The following is a 20,419-nucleotide window of genomic DNA, read 5'->3' as shown; positions in this document are numbered from 1 at the left end:
AAGGGCTGTTCTCCCACTCTGCAGCGAGCCTCGTGCGCGGTGGGCCTCCGCAGGGATTCCCCGACCTCACGGCGGCCGGTCGAACGCGACTCCCGTAAGGACCAGGTAAAGACCGTGGTTCACAGATTCAGTTGCGGTTGCCGGGTTCCGTCCGGGGGATGAATGTGGCCACAGAGGCTGGATCAGCACCTGGGAGGCGCCGTGACCACCGCATCTGAGCCCCGGGTGTCGGGGCTGGAGATACGTTCCATCGACTATGTCCCCCTGAACGAGCGCCACGGCAAGCTGTGGCACCTGGGCCCCCTGTGGTTCATGTCGAACGCTCAGATCGCCACGCTCGCGGTCGGCCTGATCAGCATCACCGAGGGCGGCAACCTCATCTGGTCGCTCATCGCGATCGTCGCGGGCACCCTGCTCGGCACCTTCTTCATGGCCTTCCACTCGGCCCAGGGACCGCAGCTCGGGCTGCCCCAGATGATCCAGTCGCGACCCCAATTCGGTTACGTGGGCGCCCTGTTGGTGTGGCTGTTCGCGTATGTGCAGTACGCGGGGTTCAACGTCTTCAACACGATCCTCGCCGGTGAGGCCCTGCACACCACGGTGCACGGCGGCACCAAGATGTGGGTGGCCGTGGTCACCGTGATCGGGTTCGTGATCGCGCTGGTGGGCTACGACGTCATCCACAAGGCGGAGCAGTTCCTGACGTACACCTTCCTGGTCGTCTTCGGGATCTTCACCGTGGGTGTGCTGGCGACCCTGCACTACCCGGCCGGCTCCTTCGACCTCGGCGGTTTCTCCTGGACGCCGTTCCTCGCGCAGTTCGGTGTGGTCGCCGGCTACCAGATCAGCTGGGCGATCTACGTCTCGGACTACTCGCGCTACCTCCCGCCGGACGTGACCGTCCGCAAGACCTTCTACTGGACCTACTTCGGCTCGGCGCTCGGCGGGGTCTGGCTGATGACGCTCGGGGCGCTGCTCGCCGCGTGGGCGGGCAAGGACTTCGACACGATCCGCTCGATCAACGCGGCCGGCGACAAGGTGTTCAGCGGGTTCGGCGCGATCGTGCTCCTTTTCGCCACCCTGGGCCTGGTCTCGGTGACCGCGCTGAACATGTACGGCGGTTCGCTGACCCTGATCAGCGCGATCGACTCGTTCAAGAAGGTCCAACCGACCGTGGGCGTCAGGGCGTTGACGATCGGGCTGACCGCGGCACTCTCCCTGGCCGGCGCGATGGCCGCGACCGCCGACTTCCTCACGAACTTCAACAACTTCCTGCTGCTGGTGCTCTATCTGTTCATCCCGTGGACCGCGGTCAACCTGATGGACTACTACGTGGTGCGCCGCGGCCACTACGCGATCGCCGAGATCTTCAACCCCCATGGCATCTACGGCCGTTGGGGCTGGCACGGCATCATCTCCTATCTGGTGGGCTTCGGCGTCATGGTGCCGTTCTTCTCCGTCGGCACCCTCTACGTCGGCCCGATCGCCCATGCCATGGACGGCGCCGACCTCTCCCTGTTCGTCGGGCTGCCGGTCGCCGGGTTGCTGTACTGGTGGCTGAGTCGCTCGATCGACGTGGAGGCCGAGATCCGGGTGGCCGAGGCGGAGGCGGTGGACTTGGAGAAGGCGGCGCACGAACACCGCGAGCCCTGACGCCCGTTACGCCCTTACGCCGCTAGACCACCACTTCCTGGACCGGTCCGATGTCCGGCTGCTTCTCGAACTGCGTGCGGTACAGCTCGGCGTACCGGCCGTCGGTGGCGAGGAGTTGGTCGTGCGTGCCGCGTTCCACGATGCGGCCCGCCTCGACGACGAGGATCTGGTCGGCGGAGCGCACGGTGGACAGCCGGTGGGCGATCACCACGGCCGTGCGGCCCTGCAGCGCCTCGGCGAGGGCCTCCTGGACGGCCGCTTCCGAGGTGTTGTCCAGGTGGGCGGTGGCCTCGTCGAGGATGACGACGCGCTGGCCTGCCAGCAACAGCCGGGCGATGGTGAGGCGTTGACGCTCTCCTCCGGAGAGCCGGTAGCCGCGTTCGCCGACGACCGTGTCCAGGCCGTCGGGCAGCGACCGTACGAGATCGTCGAGGCGGGAGCGGCGCAGCGCGTCCCACAACTCGTCCTCGGTGGCGGCGGGTTGGGCCAGAAGGAGGTTGGCGCGCACGGAGTCGTGGAAGAGGTGGCCGTCCTGGGTGACCATGCCGAGGGTCGCCCGCAGGGAGGCGGCGGTGAGGTCACGGACGTCGACGCCACCGACGCGTACGGCGCCTTCGTCGACGTCGTAGAGCCGGGGCAGGAGTTGGGCGACGGTGGACTTTCCGGCGCCGGAGGAGCCGACGAGGGCGATGGTCTGGCCGGGTTCGGCGGTGAAGGAGATGCCGTGCAGGACCTCGGCGCCGCCGCGGGTGTCGAGGGAGGCGACCTCCTCCAGTGAGGCGAGGGAGACCTTGTCGGCGGACGGGTAGGCGAAGCGGACCTCGTCGAACTCGACCGCGACCGGGCCCTCGGGCACTTCGCGGGCGTCGGGCTTGTCCTCGATCAGGGGCTTGAGGTCGAGGACCTCGAAGACGCGCTCGAAGCTGACGAGGGCGCTCATCACCTCGACGCGGGCTCCGGCGAGCGCGGTGAGCGGGGCGTAGAGGCGGGTCAGGAGCAGCGCGAGGGACACGACCGCGCCCGGCTCCAGGGTGCCGTGCAGGGCGAACCAGCCTCCGAGGCCGTAGACGAGGGCGAGGGCCAGGGCGGAGACCAGGGTCAGCGAGGTGATGAACACCGACTGGGCGGTGGCCGTGCGGACGCCGATGTCGCGGACCCGGCTCGCGCGGTCCGCGAACTCCAGGGACTCCTCCTCGGGGCGGCCGAAGAGCTTGACGAGGGTGGCACCGGGCGCGGAGAAGCGTTCGGTCATGCGGGTGCCCATCGCCGCGTTGAGTTCCGCCGCCTCGCGCTGCATGCGGGCCATGCGGCTGCCCATCCGGCGGGCCGGGATCACGAACACCGGGAGCAGCACGAGCGCGAGCAGGGTGATCTGCCAGGACAGGGTGAGCATGACGACCAGCGTGAGCAGCAGCGTGACGAAGTTGCTCACCACTCCGGACAGGGTGTTGCTGAACGCGCGTTGGGCGCCGATGACGTCGTTGTTGAGTCGGGAGACGAGCGCTCCCGTACGGGTACGTGTGAAGAACGCGACCGGCATGCGCTGCACATGATCGAACACAGCTGTCCGCAGATCGAGGATGAGCCCCTCCCCGAGCGCCGAGGAGAGCCGCCGGCCAAGAATGCCGAGCGCGGCTTCCGCGACCGCGATCAGGGCGATGAGCAGGGCGAGGCGTACGACGGTGCCGTCGTCGCCGCCCGACACGATCGCGTCGACGACGTGTCCGGCGAGTACGGGTGTGGCGACGGCGAGCAGCGCGGTCACCACCCCGAGCAGGACGAACCGTGCGATCGGGCGGCGGTGCGGTCGCGCGAACTCCGCGATGCGGCGCAGCGTGGCGCGGGCGAACGGGCGGCGCTCCGGTTCGGCGGTCATGACACTGTGCAGTTGGGTCCAGGCCGTGCTTTCCATGCTCATGGGAGAGACCGTAAGACCTCAAGCGTCGTTGAGGTCAATGTATTCGCCGCATCGCCGCGCAGGGATGAGCGCGAGGGCTCGTGTAAGGGCGCGCGTAAGGAGCTGTCCCCGCTGCCGCAACCCGCAGTTGTCGTGGCACGGAAACCCTCTAGGGATGTGAGACACGTCCGCGTCCGGCAGATCCTGTGCCTGCTCCCGCTGCTCCTGGTCACCGTCGTCGCCGTACAGCACCGGTCCGTCCTCGTCGAAGGCTTCGGCCAGCTGCGGGCGGCGGAGTGGCCCTGGTTGGTGGCGGCGGCCGGTGCCACCTGCCTGACCTGGGTCGCCGCCGCCTTCACCCGGCAGGGTGCCGTGGTCGAACGGCTGCCCGCGCGGCGGCTGTTGGCCACGCAGTTCGCCGCGGGCGCGGCCAACCATCTGCTGCCCACAGGGCTCGGCGCGGGCGCGGTGAACCTCCGGTTCCTGACCGTGTGCGGGCTGCCGCTCGCCCGTTCGTCCGCCGCGCTGGCCCTGTTCCTGCTCGCGGAGTCGATAGCCCGGCTGGCTCTCCTCACCGGCCTGCTGATCGCCTTCCCGGACGCCCTGCGCCTCGGAACGCTCCTGCCGGCGGGGGCACTTGGCCCGCTGCTCCTCATCATCGGCGCCGTGCTGGGCGCGGCGGTCCTGGTCCTCGCTCTGGTACGACGGCTGCGTACGGCGATCCTGTCGTTCCTCCGTACGGCGTTCAGCGAGGCCCGTTCCGTGCACACGCGGCCGGCGCGGGCGCTCGCGCTGTGGGGCGGTTCGCTGGCGTTCCCCGCGCTCCAGGCGGCCGGACTCGTGGCGGTGGGGCAGGCGTTGGACCTGCCGGTGCCGCCGGCGCAGATGGCGCTCGCCTATCTGGCGGCGACGGTCGCGGTCGCGCTGGTGCCGACGCCGGGCGGGATCGGCTCGGTGGAGGCCGCGTTGATCGTGGCGCTGGTAGCGGCGGGCGGCCCGGTCGCGGTGGCCACGGCGGTGGTGCTGGCCTACCGGATCATCACCGTCTGGATTCCCATCATTCCGGGTGCGTTGACGCTCGGCGCGCTGGTTCGGCTGAGAGTCATCTAACTATCGGGTCCACTCGAATATTTCTGTCAAGCGGCATCAGACCTGGTCGAGACCTCGACCGGGGCTGCTTCGCGTTCACCCCAACCGCGCCTGCTGCGGGGCCTGGTACAGCTGGCTGAAGAAGGCCCAGAACGCGAAGAACACGAGCCCGGCCGTGGAGTGCGGGGCGACCAGCAACAGGGCGAAGCCCAGGGCGAGTCCGATGACGGCGAGGCCCACTGTCCGTTCACCGCCCAGCCGTTCGGCGATCCTCGGCGCGGACGCGTTGCCCGCGACACCGATGACGCCGAAGGCGAGCAGGGTCACCGAGATCAGTCCGGACGAGGCGTCGAAGCGGTCCTTCAGATAGGCGCCCGCGATGCCGTAGACGGTGAACTGGGCGGCCATGAACAGCAGGGTCGTCGTGACCGTGGCCACGGTGGCGGGGGTGTGCAGCGCGCCCCGGCAGGCCTGCACGGTGGGGGGTTCGCCTGCCGGGATCTCGGGGACGAACACGAACACCGTCACGAACGCGATCGCGGAGAGCGCGGCCACACCGAGCAGGGCCGGGCGCCAGCCCAGGCTGCCGCCCAGGAACGACGCGAGCGGCACCCCGAGCACGGCGGCGGCCGTCATACCGCCGAAGACGGTGGCGAGGGCCCGTTGCCGGCGCTCCGGCGGGACGATGAGCGCCCCTGCCGCGGAGGCGCCGGGTCCGAAGACGGCCGCGCCCATCGCGCCGAGGACCCGAGTGGCCGCCAGGAAGCCGTAGTTGGGTGCTACTGCCCCGAGCGCGGCGCCGACGGTGAGCAGCCCCGATGCCCACGAGGAGGACCCGCTTGCGGTCCCACCGGCGCAGCAGGATGGGGGCCGTGGGCGCGAAGACCGCGAAGGTGAGCGCGAAGACGGTGACGAGGATGCCCACCGAGGCGGGCTGGACGTGCAGATCGTCCCCGATCGGACCGTTCAGGCCGACGACCGCCAGCGAGATCGTCCCCAGGCTGAAATAGCCCAGTGACAGCGACAGCAAGGCCGGTAAGGCGCTGCGGGACGGCATCACGCCACCTCCTCTTCCGAACGGGAAAGGTGCATACGGTGACCGTAGGAGCGCCCCGCGGACCCTCGCGCGCGCCGCGAGGAGGACCCCGGCACTGCTCGAGGTCCGTCCCCGCACTACGTCAGGTCGTGCCGAAGGAGCGTGAGCGCAGCACCAGCGGCACGCTGCGGCCGGAGCTGATCAGCCAGTGCTCCACGGCGTTGACCAGCAGGAGCAGCAGGGCGGTGAGGGCCAGCACGGCGAGGGCCGGCAGGAGGGGTGCCACGGCGGCTGCGGCCAGGAGCACGAGGCCGCAGTAGAAACGGGGGGCGGACGCGGCGCCGAACATCCGGCGGCGCGTGTAGCAGAACGTCAGCAGGATCAGGGCGGCGCCGACGGGCAGCAGCCCCGCGGCGCCGGAGTGCGGGGTCCGCAAGGGGGCGTGCACGGTCCGTACGGCGCCGACGGAGACCAGCAACAGCCCGGCGACCAGGACGAGATGGCCGTAGCTGAGCACGTCTCGGACGACGATCGCGGGGGTGGGGTGGGTGCGCAGGGCGTGGGCGACGGCCGAGGCGACGAGGTGGAAGTAGAGCCACCACAGGGCGCAGCCGATGAGGAAGGCGAGGACGAGCGCGGTCAGACTGACCGGGCCGAGCGGTCCTTTGGCGACTCCGGCGCCGACGGAGAAGATGTTCTCGCCGAGGGCGATGATGATGAACAGCCCGAATCGTTCCGGGAGATGGTTGACGCCGAAGGCCAGTCGCCGGAGATGGCCGCTGAGCAGCACGGGTGCCGCCAGCTCGGCGAGCACCGCGACCGCCCAGCACACCTCGCGCCAGGGGGCGGGGAGGGTGGCGGCGCCGAACAGCACCAGGGCGAAGGCGAGTCCGGCCCGGTAGGGGTGGATGGTGTAGAGGGCGCACTCTCTGCGGATGGCCTCACCGATGAGCAGGCGCAGGGCGAGGTAGCTGCCCGCGTACAGCAGGGCCTGTTCCCGGTTGTCGAGCGCCTGCGGGACGGCGACGGCCATGCCGTAGACGGCGAGCGCGGTCAGCATCAGGAACACGCGCTGCAGACTGGTCTCGTGCACGGCGTTCATCGCCATGACGACGTCCACCCAGGCCCACCACAGCGGGACGAGCACGAGCAGACACTGTCCCAGCACGGGCCAGGTGGCGTGTCCGGCGAGCAGGTGCGCGATCTGGCCCACGCCGAACGCGAGGACCAGATCGAAGAAGAGCTCCGCCCAGGTGGCCCGGTCGCGCACCTGAACGGCCGGGACGGTCGTTGTCGCGGTTGCGTCGGTCATCGTCGTATCGGGACACGGGAGACCCCGGCGGACACGGAATGCGCGAAGTGGGCCCCTACTGCGGCAAGTCGACCGCCCGGCTGTCCGAACTTCACCGCCCGTCGAGCACCACCCGCACCGGCCCGCCCGTCAGGTCGACGAGCCGGGTCCACCCCGCCGTCAGGGTCAGAGTCCGATTCGGTACGGCCGTCCGCAGGCGCCGCTGATGCAACAGCCGCCCGTCCTGGACGACTTGCAGGACCGCCCGCTTCAACAGGGCTGAGGTCCGAAGGACATACGGATGGCCGTCACCCGGGGCGACACGGTTGGGGGCGATCCACCGCAGGGGCGGATCGACGACCAGGGGCACGGTGTGGCGGGGCCACTCGGCACCGGCGAGGCTCTCCAGAACAGCGGCGGCGACCCGGACCCCCTCCCGGGTGGCGATGGCCGCGCTCTCCACAGGGTGCAGCACGCTGCCGGCGGCGAACACACCGGGCCGGGAGGTGTGCAGGGCACCGTCGACGGCGGGGCCACGGGTGCCGGGGTCCAGGGCGAGGCGGCCTCGCCGGGCGAGTTCGTGATCGGGCACGAAGTCACCGGTGAACACCACGGTGTCACAGGCCAGTTGGACGCTACGACCGTCCCGGTGCCGGACGCGGACACCGGACAGCCGTCCGTGGCCGAGGAGTTCGGTGACGGTGGTGTCGGTGAGGAGCGGGATGCGGTGGCGGAGACGGGCGTTGTGGGTGCGGGTGGCTGTCGTCTGGGAGACGGGCAACTCGGTGACCATGGCGACGACTTGGGCTCCGGCCGCCCGCACTGTCTCCATGGCGGCATAGGAAACGTCCTCGGCACCGACCACAACGACTCGGGTACCGATCCACTGGCAGTACAGGTGCACCGCCTGCTGCAACTCGCCTGTCGTGTATACCCCGTTGGGGCGTGTCCCCGGCACCAGGCGGGCAGCGCGGGGTCGTTCGCGGGCACCGGTGGCGAGGACGACGGCTGCGGCACGGACCGTCTCCGGGCCCTGCGGGCCGACGGTGTCGAGTGCAAGGGGTCCCGCCCAGTCGAGGGCCGTGATCCCGGTACGGACGACGGCACCGGCGCGTACGGCGGCGGTGAGAACAAGGCGGGCGTACGCGGGCCCGGTGAGCGGATGCGTCCAGGTGCCGAAGCCGCCGTGGTGGCAGTGCCGGGGCACTCCCCCGGCCCGCTGTTCCCGGTCCAGGACTTCGACGCGGGCGACTCCGGCGGCGGCGAGGCGTGCGGCCGCGGCGAGTCCCGCGGGGCCGGCGCCGATGACGAGGACGTCGACTTCACGTTCCGGGCGGGTCATGGCTGGACGTCTTCGGACGGGGGGCGTGCGGCGATCCCGTGGGCGAGACCGGCCGCAGCCAAGCCCGCGACAAGCCCGGCGCAGTACACGCCGCCCACCTCACGTCCCCGCTGGATCATGCCCCGCTCCCCTCGAACAGCGCCCGCACAGCCGCCCCGCAATAGAACCCCTGGCAGCGCCCCGCCCGTGCCCGCGTGCGCCGACGCAGTCCGTCGAGGTTGCGCGGCGGCACCGTACTGGCGAGGGCGTCCCGGATCTCGCCGCGTGAGACGCGCTCGCAGTGGCAGACGAGGGTGCCGTACTCCGGGTCGGTGGCGACGAGTCGGGCGTTCTGGTGGGGGCGCGGGTGCGCTTCGCCGAGGTTCGGCATGCGGACCGGTTCCAGGTCCTCCGCCGGTCCCAGGTCCAGGCCCGTGTCCGCGAGCAACTCGGTCACGTACGCGGCGATGGCCATGGACGCCGTCAGGCCGGTGGAGCGGATGCCGCCCACCGTGATGTACGCCTGCTCGGGGTGGGCGGTGATGCGGTAGTCGTCCCGCTCGGTGGCGGCGCGCAGGCCGGCGTAGACGGCGGTGATCTCCTCGTCGAGCAGTGCGGGGAGGATGCGTGCGCCCTTCTCCCGCAACAAGGCAAGGCCTTCGGCGGTCGAGCCGGTCGCCCGCTTGTCGTGCAGGTCCTCGGCGGTGGGGCCGAGAAGCAGGTTGCCGTAGACGGTCGGGGTGACCAGAACCCCCTTGCCGAGCGCCGTGGGGACGGGCAGGAGGATGTGGTGGACCAGGTCGCGGGCGAGCTTGTCGAAGACGATCAGTTGGCCCCGGCGCGGGTGGACGGTGAAGTCGTCGTGCCCCAGGTGACGGTCGAGGGTGTCGGCGTGCAGTCCGGCCGCGTTGACGAGGTGGCGGGTGCGGACCGTCCCTCGGGGGGTGGTGAGGATGTGCGCGCCTTCGCCCCAACTGACTTCACTCACCGGCGAGTTGAGGTGCAGGTCGACCCCGTGCCGGACCGCCTGTGTCGCGTACGCCAGGGTCGTCGTCCAGGGGCAGATGATGCTCTCGCCGGGCACGTGCAGAGCGCCGAGCGCGCCCGGGCCGAGGTGCGGTTCGCGTTCGTGGAGTTCGGGAGGGCCGATCACGCGGGTGTCGGCGTATTCGTTGCGTACGGCCTTCTCCGCCAAGTGCGGCAGCGCGGCGAGCTGTTCCTCGTCCCAGGCCACGAGCAGCGCGCCGACCGGCTCGACGGCGATGCCCGACTCGGCGGCGTACGAGGCGAGTTGGCGTGACCCCTCGCGGACGAGGCGTGCTTCGAGGGAGCCCGGTGCCGCGTCGAAGCCGGTGTGCAGGATCGCGGTGTTCGCCTTCGAGGTGCCCTGGCCGACGTCGTCCTGGGCCTCGACGAGGGCCACGCGCAGGCGCGGGTGGCGGGCGAGTTCGCGGGCGATCGCGCAGCCGACGACTCCCGCGCCGACCACCGCCACGTCGTAACTCCCCGATGGCAGTGGCCCGTTGACCATGACCGTCATACAGGGGCCCGGTCGAGCAGCGCCGTCACCTCGGTGCGGAAGGCGGCGAGGCGTTCGGCGGCCCGGTCGGGGGTGATGCGCGGTTCGTAGACGGCGGCGGGTTTCCAGTCGGGCAGGGCGTCGGCGAGCGACAGGCCGGGATCGGCGCCGAGTTGGGCCAGCGCGCCCACGCCGAGGGCGGTCGCGTCGGGCAGTGCGGAGACCTCGACGGGGCGTTGCAGGAGATCGGCCTGGGTCTGCATGAGCAGGGCGGAGCGGGTCAGGCCGCCGTCGACGCGGAGTACGTCCAGGGGTGTGCCGAGGTCGGCCGCGGCGGCTTCGGCGAGTTCGACGACCTGCGCGGCGAGGCCCTCGCACAGGGCGCGGACCAGGTGTCCGGAGGTGGTGTCGAGGCCGAGTCCGGTGAGCGAGCCGCGCAGGTCACCGCGCCACCAGGGGGCGGCGAGCCCGGCGAGGGCCGGTACGAAGACGACGCCGCCGCTGTCCGGTACGGCGCCGCCCACGCGGTCCAGATCGGCGGCGCCGGTGATGACGCCGAGGTCGGTGAGCCACCGTACGGCGGACGCGGCCGTGTAGACCTGCCCGTCGAGGCAGTAACTGGTCCGCCCGCCGAGCCGCCACGCCACACAGCTCACCAGTCCCGAGTCCCCGCGTCGGGGTGTGTCGCCGGTGTGCGCGAGGAGGAACGCCCCTGTGCCGTAGGTGCACTTGGCGCCGCCGGGTGCGGTGACGCGCTGGGCGAGGAGGGCCGCCTGCTGGTCCACGACCAGGCCGGTGAGGGGTATCTCCGCGCCGAACGCCGTGGTCGTACCGATGAGTTCGGCGCAGTCGACGACACCCGGGAGGCGTTCCCCGGACAGGCCGTACAGGTCGAGGGCGCGGGGTGACCAGGCGGCCTTGTCCAGGTCGAGGAGTTGGGTGCGGCCCGCGGTCGCCGCGTCGGTGACGTGGGTGCCGGTGAGGCGGTGGACGAGCCAGGAGTCGCTGGTGGTGACCATGCCGTCGCGGGTGAGGTGGCGGCGGATCCAGGCCATCTTGGGTGCGGCGAAGTACGGATCGAGCGGCAGGCCGGTCAGATGGCGCAACTCGTCCGCATGCCCGGCGAGTTCGGCACAGACACTCTCCGCCCGCCGGTCCTGCCACACGAGGGCGTCAGTGAGTGGCATACCGGTGTCGGGGTCCCAGGCGAGCACGGTCTCGCCCTGGTTGGCGAGGCCCAGCGCCGCCACGGGTTCGTCGGCCTCGGCGAGTGCGCGGCGTCCGGCGACGATCACCGAGTCGTACAGCTCCTCGGGGTCGGCCTCGACCAGGCCGCCCGGCAGCCGGCGGGTCCCCACCGACACGAACCCGGTGCCGATCACGCCGCGTTCGGGACAGATCACCAGGGCCTTCGTGCCGGATGTTCCCTGGTCGACGGCGAGTACCGGACCCGTCATACCACCCCTCCCGTAGATCACCGCACGACAGCCTGCCGCCGGTCCGCACCGCACGTCAAGCGTTTCTGATCATCGGTCAACTCGCAGATATATCCGCCGAGTTGGGGACGCTCGGGAAACGAGAGGTGATACGGAACGTCCGCCTCTACAGTGACCGCGGACCGACGCGACCTCCTCGACCGCCGCCCGCGGGAGGGCTGTTGTCACTCCACCCTGCCGTCATGCCCGCGAACCGCCGTGCGGCGGGCGGCCGATGGCGAGAGAAGAAGCACGTCCCGCTACTACATGGCCGACCGATTCGGCGGCCGGCGCTGGGGCTGGTACACGGGCTGGCTGAATCTGCTCGGTCCGCTGGGCGCGATCGCCGGAATCGACTACGGCGCAGCCCTGTTCACCGGCGCCTTCGCCAGCATCCAGTGGGGCTTCGAGCCGACGCCCGGAAAGACGATGCCGATCTTCCTCGGCATCCTGCTGCTGCACGCCCTAAACGACACGGGCTGGTCCAACCCCGTGTACGTGGCGGCGATCGGTCTGCTGTTGGCCCAGTACACCTTCTCCGCATGGTCTTCGCGTTCAGCCGGACAAGGCCCTGCCCGGCTCGGCCCTGTGGCGCAGGGTCAGCAGCCGCACCCAGACCCCGGTGGCCGCCGTGTGGCTGGCGGTGGCCGCCGGACTGCTCGCGCTGCCGTCCACGTACTCGGCGACGGCGTACGGCGCGGTCACCGCGATCAACGTCATCGGCATCACACCCGCGTACGCCATCCCCGTGTCCCTGCGCCTGCGCGCCGGGGACCGTTTTCAGCCGGGTCCGTGGAGCCTGGGCCGGTGGAGCAGGCCGGTCGGCTGGGTCGCGGTGGTGTGGGTGGCCTGCGTGACCGTGCTGTTCTGCCTGCCGCAGTCCTCGCCGGTGACAGTCGACTCGATGAACTACGCGTCCATCGCCCTCGCCGTCGTCCTGATCCTGGCCAGTGTGTGGTGGTACGTCGCCCGCCGTTCGTACGGAACACCGGCCACGGCGGCCTACGGCTCCGACCGCGACCAGGCCCAACTCGCCGAGGGAATCGTCTGAAAGCCGTGCTCACGGCCCCGGACCAGGTACGAACTCCCCGTCCGGATACGGCAGGATGAGCGGTCGCGCCGGTGCGGGGAATCGTTCCGGCCGGCGCGACGGCAGTTCCGGCAATGCCCGCACTTCGAGCAGGTGGACAACGTGACGACTCTTCACATCCGGCCGTCGGCAGCACTCTTCGCCGCGGTTCCTCACTCCGGCGGTGACCGATGACCCGCGCGCTGACCCTGGACGACCTCACGCTCGCCGGAATAGCGCTGATCTGCGGCCTGTTGGCGGGTTTCCTGCTGCGCCTGCTGCTGCGCTGGCTGGGCAAGCACGCGAGCCGCACCCGGTGGAGCGGCGACGACATGATCGTGGACGCCGTGCGGACCGTGATCCCCTGGTCGGCGATCATCGCCGGCGCCGCGTCCGCAGGGGCGGTGCTGCCACTCACCGGAAGCGTCCAGCACCACGTCAACCAGTCCCTCCAGGTGCTGCTCATCTTCGTCGTCACGGTGACGGCGGCCCGGGTGATCGCCGGACTGGTGCGGGCGGTCACCAACTCCCGCTCCGGGGTGGCCGGTTCGGCCACGATCTTCGTCAACATCACCCGGATACTGGTCCTGGCGATCGGCTTCCTGGTGATGCTGCAGACGCTGGGCATCTCGATAGCGCCTCTGCTCACCGCCCTGGGCGTCGGCGGTCTCGCCGTGGCGCTCGCCCTTCAGGACACGCTCGCGAATCTCTTCGCGGGCATCCACATCCTCGCCTCGAAGACCGTGCAACCCGGCGACTACATCCGGCTGAGCAGCGGCGAGGAGGGCTACGTCGAGGACATCAACTGGCGTCAGACGACGGTCAGGGCGCTCTCCAACAACCTCGTCGTGATACCGAACGGCCAGCTCGCCAAGACGAACATGACCAACTTCATGCGTCCCGAGCAGGAGTTGACGATCCTGGTCCAGGTGGGCGTCGGCTACGACAGCGACCTGGAGCATGTCGAGCGGGTGACCATGGAGGTCATCGCCGAGGTCATGACCGACATCACCGGCGCGATCCCGGAGCACGAGCCGGCGATCCGCTTCCACACCTTCGGCGACTCCCGGATCGGCTTCACGGTGATCCTGGGGGTCGGGGAGTTCAGCGACCAGTTCCGCATCAAGCACGAGTTCATCAAGCGCCTGCACAAGCGGTACCGCGCCGAAGGCATCCGCATCCCGGCACCGACCCGCACGGTGGCGCTCCAGCAGGGGGCGATCGCCATACCGCAGCAGCGGATCCCCGAGGACGAGCCGGGCGAAGTGCGCTCCACCCGGCTCGACTGACGGACCAACTGCCTCAGAGCGTCCCGGAGTTGTCGTGGTAGTGCCCGCCAGTCCGGCCGTGCGGGACGGTGAGAGACGGGTTCACCGGCGTCACCGTCCAGTCCGGATGACCGGGCATGCGCGGCGTCGCCGTACCGTACAACCAGTCCCGCAGGAAGCCGGACAGGTCCTGGCCGGAGACCTTCGAGGCGACGGCGATGTAGTCCTCCGTCGTCGCCGAGGAGTCGCGGTACCGGGCGAGGAAGGCGCGCTCCACGGCGTGGAAGGCGTCCTCGCCGATGAACTCCCGCAGGGCGTACAGCACCAGGACGCCGCCCAGGTAGCGCTGGCTGTCGAAGAGGTCGGCGGCGTTGGGTACCGCCACCGGTCCGGAGTCGTGGCGCCACTGGTCGCCGCGGGCGTAGGTGTCCTTCATGCGGGCTTCCATCGTGGTCAGGCCGAGGGAGTCGGGCCAGCCGCGCTCGTAGCGGTAGAGCAGTCCGTAGAAGTCGGCGTGGCCCTCGTTCAGCCACAGGTCGGCCCAGGTGGCGGGGCTGACGCTGTTGCCGAACCAGGAGTGGACCAGCTCGTGCATCATGTGCGAGGCGATCTTGCTCTCCGCCTGGAGCAGGAAGTTCGGCTTGTACAGGGTGAGGGTCTGGGTCTCAAGTCCCGTGAAGTCAAAGGCGTTCGGGTCGTCGGAGTTGCAGGGCAGTAGTCCGTACGTCTCGAACGGGTAGGCCCCCAGGCGCTGTTCGAGCCAGTCCACGAGGCCGGGGGTCAGCGCGAGCGCCGGTTCCAGGGCGGCGGCGCGCGCGGTCGGCACGACGTCCCGCAGCGCCAGTCCGTGCGGGCCGCGCCGGTCCTTGATCACGTAGTCGCCGACGGTGATCTGCACCAGCTCGGTCGCCATCGGTGAACGGGAGCGGTAGCTGAACGCGGTCCGGTCGCCGTCCAGCCGCTCGGTGCACACCAGTTGACCGTTCGCGACCCCGCGCATCCCGTCCGGGACGGTGATCCGGAACGTGAAGTCTGCCTTGTCGCTGGGGTGGTCGTTGCAGGGGAAGACGGTGTGCGCCAGGTTCGGCTGGCCGCACACCGCGAAACCGTCGGGGGTGACGACCCAGCCGCCAGTGGGCGCGGCGGCGCGACTCGGGTCGACGGAGTACTCCACGCAGACGGTGACCCGGGACTTCGCCGGGAGAGTCCTGGCGGGCGTGATCCGCAGCTTCTCGTCGGCCTGCTCGAAGTCGGCCCTACGGCCCTGGACGCGCACCGTGCGGATGTCGAGGCCGAGGGCGTCCAGGGAGAATCGGGTCAGGGCTTCGGTCGTGCGGAGTTCCATCGTCGCCGTACCGTCGACGAGCTTGGTCGTCGGGTCGTAGGCGAGGTCGAGGTCGTAGGACAGGACGCGGTAGCCGTCGTTGCCGAGGCTCGGGAACACCGGGTCGCCGAGGGTCTCGGCGCCCTCGGTGCCGTTCCCCCGTCCGGTCGTCTCGTCGCCGTTCCCCCGTCCGGCCGCGAAGGCCGGGGAACCCACGGTCAGCGCCGTGGCCGTAGCGATCAATGCGGCCGCAGGGGCCGTCACTCTGGTGCGATATCTCATGATCCGCTTTCGCTCGGGCGGCCGGGTGGTCAGCTCCGGCCGTCGGTCAGTCAAGGCGATCCATCCCTTACTGACTGCCGGACCATGCGGTCGGTTGCCCTTGATCCACACACGCGTGTTCGCGCAGTGCGGACGGACCGCTGTCGAGTGGGACCGGATCAGGAGATATCTTGATGTCGAGCAATGTTGCAGACGTGGAGCGGAGCACCGGTGACTGACTCGACCATCATCTATACGCACACTGACGAGGCCCCGGCCCTGGCGACGTATTCCTTCCTGCCGGTGGTCCAGGCGTACGCCTCGCAGGCGGGTGTCGCCGTGACCACGCGGGACATCTCGCTGGCCGGGCGCATCATCGCCGTGTTCCCGGAGTACCTCACCGAGGACCAGCGGATCCCGGACGCCCTGCACGAGCTGGGCGAACTGGCGAAGACGCCCGAGGCCAACATCATCAAGCTGCCGAACATCTCGGCGTCCATCCCGCAGCTCAAGGCCGCCGTGGCCGAGCTGCAGGAGCAGGGTTACGCGCTGCCGAACTACCCGGACGACCCGAAGACCGACGAGGAGCGGGACATCCAGTCCCGCTACGACAAGATCAAGGGCTCCGCGGTCAACCCGGTCCTGCGCGAGGGCAACTCCGACCGCCGCGCCCCCGCCTCGGTCAAGAACTACGCGAAGACCCACCCGCACCGCATGGGCGCCTGGTCGGCCGACTCGAAGACCAACGTCGCCACCATGGGCGAGAACGACTTCCGCTCCACCGAGACGTCCGCGACGATCGCCGAGGCCGGTTCCCTGCGGATCGAGCTGGTCGCCGAGGACGGCACCACCACCGTGCTGCGCGAGTCCGTACCCGTCCTCAAGGACGAGGTCGTCGACGCCTCCGTGCTGCACGTCGCCGAGCTGCGCGAGTTCCTCACCGCGCAGATCGCCCGTGCCAAGGCCGAGGACATCCTGTTCTCCGTCCACCTCAAGGCCACGATGATGAAGGTCTCCGACCCGATCATCTTCGGCCACGTGGTCCGCGCCTTCTTCCCGAAGACCTTCGAGCAGTACGGTGCGACGCTCGCCGCCGCCGGTCTCTCCGCGAACGACGGTCTCGGCGGCATCCTCAAGGGCCTGGCCGCGCTGCCCGAGGGCGACGAGATCAAGGCGTCCTTCGACGCGGAGATCGCCGAGGGCCCCGCGCTCGCGATGGTCGACTCCGACAAGGGCATCACCAACCTGCACGTGCCGTCCGACGTGATCGTCGACGCCTCGATGCCGGCCATGATCCGCACCTCCGGCCACATGTGGGGCCCGGACGGCGCGGAGGCGGACACCCTCGCGGTGCTCCCGGACTCGTCGTACTCCGGCGTCTACCAGGTCGTCCTCGACGACTGCCGCGCCCACGGCGCCTACGACCCCTCGACCATGGGCTCGGTGCCGAACGTCGGTCTGATGGCGCAGAAGGCCGAGGAGTACGGCTCCCACGACAAGACCTTCGAGGTCGCGGCCGCCGGTACGGTCCGCCTCGTCGACCAGGCCGGCAACGTCGTCCTGGAGCAGCCGGTCGCCAAGGGCGACATCTTCCGCGCCTGCCAGACCAAGGACGCCCCGATCAAGGACTGGGTGAAGCTCGCCGTCACCCGCGCCCGCGCCACCGGCAACCCGGCGGTGTTCTGGCTGGACGAGACCCGCGCGCACGACGCCCAGCTGATCGCCAAGGTCAACGCGTACCTGCCGGAGCACGACACCGAGGGCCTGGACATCCGTATCCTCGCGCCGGTCGAGGCCACCGAGCTGTCGGTGGAGCGCATCCGCCGCGGCGAGGACACCATCTCGGTGACCGGCAACGTGCTGCGTGACTACCTGACCGACCTCTTCCCCATCCTGGAGCTGGGCACCAGCGCCAAGATGCTGTCGGTCGTCCCGCTGATGGCGGGCGGCGGCCTCTTCGAGACGGGCGCCGGCGGCTCCGCGCCCAAGCACGTGCAGCAGCTGGTCAAGGAGAACTACCTGCGCTGGGACTCGCTCGGTGAGTTCTTCGCGCTGGTCCCCTCCCTGGAGCAGTACGCGACGTTCACCGGCAACGCCCGCGCGCAGGTCCTCGCGGACACCCTCGACCGCGCGACGGCGACCTTCCTCAACGAGGACAAGTCCCCGACCCGTCGCGTCGGCGGCATCGACAACCGCGGCAGCCACTTCTTCCTGTCCCTGTACTGGGCCCAGGAGCTGGCCGCGCAGACGGACGACGCGGACCTCGCGAAGGCGTTCGCGTCGCTCGCCGAGACCCTCGCGGGCGCCCAGCAGCAGATCATCGAGGAGCTCGGCGCGGTACAGGGCAGCCCGGCCGACATCGGCGGCTACTACCGGCCCGACCCGGCCAAGGCCGCGAAGGTCATGCGCCCGTCGACGACGTGGAACGAGGCGCTGGCTTCCCTGAGCTGACGCACGAGGCCCGAAGGGCACCTGCCCCTCTCCGCCCCGGCCGGGATCTCCTCCGGCCGGGGCGGCTTCGTTCGCGCGGAACAGCCCTCCGGTCACCGGTCCCGGTCGGTCACCGTCACCAGTCCCGCACCGCGATCAGCTCCTCCACGTCCGCGTCCGCGAAGCCGTACGCGTCGGCGACGAACCCGAAGTCCTCGGCTATCTCCTCGCGTGCCACGGTCTCGATGTCGCTGTCGGCCGCCTCGAAGTCGGCCTGCAGGGCGTTGAACTCCTCGGTGGCGACCTCGGTGAGGGCGTACAGCGCGGGCAGGTCGGCGGGCTTCTCGGTCTCGATGCGCTCGCACAGGCGCAGCAGGATCGCCTTGCCGAGGTCCACGACGTGGTCGGGGTAGTAGTCGCCCCGGTACAGCGCCCGCAGGAAGGCGTGCTCGGTGATCTGCTGGTTGCTGACGGGCATGGTGGTGCTCCCCCGGTCCGTGATCGTCGATGCGGATACCTTGATCCTGCACCACGCCACTGACAACGCCCCCGGGAGCCGCCCGTGTCCCCCTCCGCGCCGTCCTTCGAGCTGCTGCCCGGCGCCGCCCGCTCACCCGTGATCCTCCATGTGCCGCACTCCTCGCGGGAGATACCGGCCGACGTCCGCGCGGACATCCTCCTGGACGACCCGGCGTTGGAACGGGAGCTGGACCACATCACCGACGGTCACACGGCCCGGATCGCCGCCGAGGCGGCACGCGGGTGTGCGGTCACCCCGTGGCGGTTCGTGAACCGGCTGTCGCGCCTGGTCGTCGATCCGGAACGCTTCCCGGACGAGCGCGAGGAGATGCTCGCCGTCGGCATGGGCGCCGTCTACACCCGCACCACGCACCACGCCGACCTACGCCCCGCCGACCACGACCCCGAGCCGCTGATCGCCCGCTACTTCCGCCCGTACGCCCGCGCCATGACGGAGGCCGTCGCCGACCGCCTCGCCGCGACGGGCCGGGCCGTCCTCATCGACCTGCACTCCTACCCCTCCGCCCCGCTCCCCTACGAACTCCACGGCATCGACCCGCGCCCGGCCGTATGCCTGGGCACCGACACCCTCCACACCCCGCCCGCACTGCTGTCGGCGGCGCGGAACGCGTTCGCGGAGTGCGGGGAGACCGGGCTCGACAGCCCGTTCCGGGGCGTCTACGTCCCGCTGGAGTTCTACGGCAAGGAGCCGGCGGTCGGCGCCCTGATGGTGGAGATCCGCCGGGACACGTACATGACCGAGCCCGGTGGCCCGCCCGACGGCCCCGGAGCCGCCCGCCTCGCATCGGCCCTGGCGACGCTCGTGGACGCCGTGTCCGGATGACGTACGCCCCTCCACCCGACCTCCGGCTGGAGCACTCCCGCAGGACAGGCGGTCGGGGGCGTACGAGGGTGGACGCATGACCGAGGAGACCACCACGCTGACCGGCCAGGCCCCGCCCCCGATCCGGGACTGGCCCCCGCTCGACCTGACCGGGACGGAGTTCGACCCGGTCCTCGCGGACCTCATGCGCGAGGACCCGCTGACCCGGATCCGGCTGCCGCACGGCGAGGGCTGGGCGTGGCTGGCCACCCGCTACGACGACGTGAAGATGATCACCAATGATCCGCGGTTCGGCCGCGCGGAGGTCACCACCCGTCAAGTGACCCGCCTCGCCCCGCACTTCAAGCCCCGCCCGGGCTCCCTCGCCTTCGCCGACCAGCCGGACCACAACCGGCTGCGCAAGGCGGTCGCGGGCGCGTTCACCGTCGGTGCGATGAAGCGGATGCGGCCCCGGGCGCAGTCACTGCTCGACGAGCTGGTCGACGGGGTCGTGGCGGACGGGCCCCCGGCGGACCTGATCGAGCGGGTCCTCGAACCCTTCCCGATCGCCGTGGTCAGCGAGGTCATGGGGGTGCCCGACGAGGACCGGGAGCAGGTGCACGCCTGGACGCGGCAGATCATCTCCACGTCCGGCGGTGCCGAGGCCGCCGACCGCGCCAAGAACGGCATGTACGCGTGGATCACCGAGACGATCCGTGCCCGCGCCGAGAGCGACGGCACCGATGTCTACTCCCTGCTGGGCACCGCCGTGGCCCGGGGCGAGATCAGCGAGGCGGAGGCGGCCGGTGTGGCGGGCCCGCTGCAGATCGGTGGGGAGGCGGTCACCCACAACTGCGGGCAGATGCTGTACCTGATGCTCACCCGCCCCGCACTGCTGGAGCGCCTGCGCGCACAACCCGAGTGCAGGGAGGCCGCGTTGGACGAACTCCTGCGCCACATCCCGCACCGCACCTCGGTCGGTCTGGCCCGGATCGCCCTGGAGGACGTCGAGTTGCACGGTCTGCGCATCAGCGCGGGCGACCCGGTCTACGTCTCCTACCTCGCCGCCAACCGCGACCCGGCGGTCTTCCCGGACCCGGACCGCATCGACGTCGACCGCGACCCCAACCCGCACATGGCCTTCGGCAACGGCTCGCACTACTGCACCGGCGCCGTGCTGGCCCGCCTCCAGACCGAACTCCTCGTCGACACCCTGCTGGACCGCCTCCCCGGGCTCCAACTCGCCGTCCCCGCCGAGGAGATCGTCTGGCGCCGGAAGACCATGATCCGGGGGCCGCAGACGTTGCCGGCGACCTGGTAGGCCGCGGCGCGAGCAGTGCCGTGGGGGGGGGGGGCGGGGGCGGCGCCACCCCCGCCGCCCCCGGGGCACACCGCCCCCCCCCCCACGCACACACCCACGCACCCCCCCCCCCCCCGACGCCCA

General features: G+C 70.7%; 14 protein-coding genes and 1 pseudogene. 7 read left to right on the top strand and 8 right to left on the bottom strand.

From position 1 onward, the window contains the following. Positions 1 to 201 precede the first annotated feature (201 nt). On the top strand, positions 202 to 1,653 hold the full coding sequence (locus ACFWP5_RS26925; protein WP_384161626.1) for a purine-cytosine permease family protein: 1,452 nt from the start codon (positions 202 to 204) through the stop codon (positions 1,651 to 1,653). A 22-nt stretch (positions 1,654 to 1,675) separates the two neighbouring features. Here the strand turns inward: ACFWP5_RS26925 and ACFWP5_RS26920 are convergent, their stop codons facing one another. After that, positions 1,676 to 3,565 carry an ABC transporter ATP-binding protein gene (locus tag ACFWP5_RS26920; RefSeq protein ID WP_384161656.1) on the bottom strand — a complete coding sequence of 630 codons (1,890 nt, stop codon included), beginning with the start codon at positions 3,563 to 3,565 and terminating at the stop codon, positions 1,676 to 1,678. Positions 3,566 to 3,727: 162 nt separating this feature from the next. Here ACFWP5_RS26920 and ACFWP5_RS26915 point away from each other — a divergent pair, with 162 nt between their 5' ends. After that, the gene (locus tag ACFWP5_RS26915; RefSeq protein WP_384161623.1) at positions 3,728 to 4,660 is read left to right on the top strand and encodes a YbhN family protein; all 933 of its coding nucleotides are present in this window, start codon (positions 3,728 to 3,730) and stop codon (positions 4,658 to 4,660) included. Between the two features lie 75 nt (positions 4,661 to 4,735). Here ACFWP5_RS26915 and ACFWP5_RS26910 read toward each other — a convergent pair whose 3' ends face one another. The 5 genes from ACFWP5_RS26910 to ACFWP5_RS26890 all read right to left on the bottom strand — a co-directional run bounded on the left by ACFWP5_RS26910 (position 4,736) and on the right by ACFWP5_RS26890 (position 11,263). Beyond that, on the bottom strand, positions 4,736 to 5,401 hold the full coding sequence (locus ACFWP5_RS26910) for an MFS transporter (RefSeq protein WP_384161653.1): 666 nt from the start codon (positions 5,399 to 5,401) through the stop codon (positions 4,736 to 4,738). Positions 5,402 to 5,817: 416 nt separating this feature from the next. Continuing rightward, on the bottom strand, positions 5,818 to 6,987 hold the full coding sequence (locus ACFWP5_RS26905) for a low temperature requirement protein A (RefSeq protein ID WP_384161620.1): 1,170 nt from the start codon (positions 6,985 to 6,987) through the stop codon (positions 5,818 to 5,820). Between the two features lie 91 nt (positions 6,988 to 7,078). Further along, a complete protein-coding gene (locus ACFWP5_RS26900; protein WP_384161617.1) occupies positions 7,079 to 8,308 on the bottom strand; it encodes an NAD(P)/FAD-dependent oxidoreductase in 1,230 nt (409 codons plus the stop codon). A gap of 115 nt (positions 8,309 to 8,423) precedes the next feature. Next, positions 8,424 to 9,827 carry an FAD-dependent oxidoreductase gene (locus tag ACFWP5_RS26895; RefSeq protein WP_384161614.1) on the bottom strand — a complete coding sequence of 468 codons (1,404 nt, stop codon included), beginning with the start codon at positions 9,825 to 9,827 and terminating at the stop codon, positions 8,424 to 8,426. Beyond that, entirely contained in the window at positions 9,824 to 11,263 is a 1,440-nt protein-coding gene (locus ACFWP5_RS26890; RefSeq protein ID WP_384161611.1) for an FGGY family carbohydrate kinase, read from the bottom strand. Before ACFWP5_RS26890 ends, ACFWP5_RS26895 begins: the two co-directional genes overlap by 4 nt. Before the next feature lie 222 nt (positions 11,264 to 11,485). Between ACFWP5_RS26890 and ACFWP5_RS26885 the strand changes: the two are divergent. Continuing rightward, positions 11,486 to 12,332: pseudogene (locus ACFWP5_RS26885) on the top strand (amino acid permease); the annotation flags it as partial. Positions 12,333 to 12,541: 209 nt separating this feature from the next. After that, complete coding sequence (locus tag ACFWP5_RS26880) at positions 12,542 to 13,639, top strand: mechanosensitive ion channel family protein (protein ID WP_384161608.1); 1,098 nt, start codon at positions 12,542 to 12,544, stop codon at positions 13,637 to 13,639. 13 nt (positions 13,640 to 13,652) lie between these two features. Here ACFWP5_RS26880 and ACFWP5_RS26875 read toward each other — a convergent pair whose 3' ends face one another. Further along, complete coding sequence (locus tag ACFWP5_RS26875) at positions 13,653 to 15,224, bottom strand: M1 family metallopeptidase (protein ID WP_384161605.1); 1,572 nt, start codon at positions 15,222 to 15,224, stop codon at positions 13,653 to 13,655. A gap of 210 nt (positions 15,225 to 15,434) precedes the next feature. On the opposite strand from ACFWP5_RS26875, the gene ACFWP5_RS26870 reads away from it, so the two are divergent. After that, positions 15,435 to 17,654, top strand: coding sequence for an NADP-dependent isocitrate dehydrogenase (locus tag ACFWP5_RS26870; RefSeq protein ID WP_384161602.1), 2,220 nt, complete (start codon positions 15,435 to 15,437; stop codon positions 17,652 to 17,654). Positions 17,655 to 17,769: 115 nt separating this feature from the next. Here the strand turns inward: ACFWP5_RS26870 and ACFWP5_RS26865 are convergent, their stop codons facing one another. Continuing rightward, positions 17,770 to 18,111 carry a DUF5713 family protein gene (locus tag ACFWP5_RS26865; protein WP_384161599.1) on the bottom strand — a complete coding sequence of 114 codons (342 nt, stop codon included), beginning with the start codon at positions 18,109 to 18,111 and terminating at the stop codon, positions 17,770 to 17,772. An 84-nt stretch (positions 18,112 to 18,195) separates the two neighbouring features. On the opposite strand from ACFWP5_RS26865, the gene ACFWP5_RS26860 reads away from it, so the two are divergent. Then, complete coding sequence (locus ACFWP5_RS26860) at positions 18,196 to 18,996, top strand: N-formylglutamate amidohydrolase (RefSeq protein ID WP_384161597.1); 801 nt, start codon at positions 18,196 to 18,198, stop codon at positions 18,994 to 18,996. Positions 18,997 to 19,072: 76 nt separating this feature from the next. Next, positions 19,073 to 20,296 (top strand): cytochrome P450, encoded by a 1,224-nt coding sequence (locus ACFWP5_RS26855; RefSeq protein WP_384161594.1) that lies wholly within the window; start codon positions 19,073 to 19,075, stop codon positions 20,294 to 20,296. Positions 20,297 to 20,419 lie beyond the last annotated feature (123 nt).

It is taken from the genome of Streptomyces sp. NPDC058469 (genome assembly GCF_042721125.1).
GTDB lineage: Bacteria > Actinomycetota > Actinomycetes > Streptomycetales > Streptomycetaceae > Streptomyces.
This window is presented reverse-complemented; position numbering and strand designations above follow the sequence as displayed.

Excerpts from the sequence above, each read along its gene's own strand:
- ACFWP5_RS26890 (WP_384161611.1), bottom strand. The coding sequence starts at position 11,263 with ATGACGGGTCCGGTACTCGCCGTCGACCAGGGAACATCCGGCACGAAG.
- ACFWP5_RS26920 (WP_384161656.1), bottom strand. The coding sequence starts at position 3,565 with ATGGAAAGCACGGCCTGGACCCAACTGCACAGTGTCATGACCGCCGAA.
- ACFWP5_RS26880 (WP_384161608.1), top strand. The coding sequence starts at position 12,542 with ATGACCCGCGCGCTGACCCTGGACGACCTCACGCTCGCCGGAATAGCG.
- ACFWP5_RS26875 (WP_384161605.1), bottom strand. The coding sequence starts at position 15,224 with ATGAGATATCGCACCAGAGTGACGGCCCCTGCGGCCGCATTGATCGCT.
- ACFWP5_RS26865 (WP_384161599.1), bottom strand. The coding sequence starts at position 18,111 with ATGCCCGTCAGCAACCAGCAGATCACCGAGCACGCCTTCCTGCGGGCG.
- ACFWP5_RS26905 (WP_384161620.1), bottom strand. The coding sequence starts at position 6,987 with ATGACCGACGCAACCGCGACAACGACCGTCCCGGCCGTTCAGGTGCGC.
- ACFWP5_RS26900 (WP_384161617.1), bottom strand. The coding sequence starts at position 8,308 with ATGACCCGCCCGGAACGTGAAGTCGACGTCCTCGTCATCGGCGCCGGC.
- ACFWP5_RS26855 (WP_384161594.1), top strand. The coding sequence starts at position 19,073 with ATGACCGAGGAGACCACCACGCTGACCGGCCAGGCCCCGCCCCCGATC.
- ACFWP5_RS26895 (WP_384161614.1), bottom strand. The coding sequence starts at position 9,827 with ATGACGGTCATGGTCAACGGGCCACTGCCATCGGGGAGTTACGACGTG.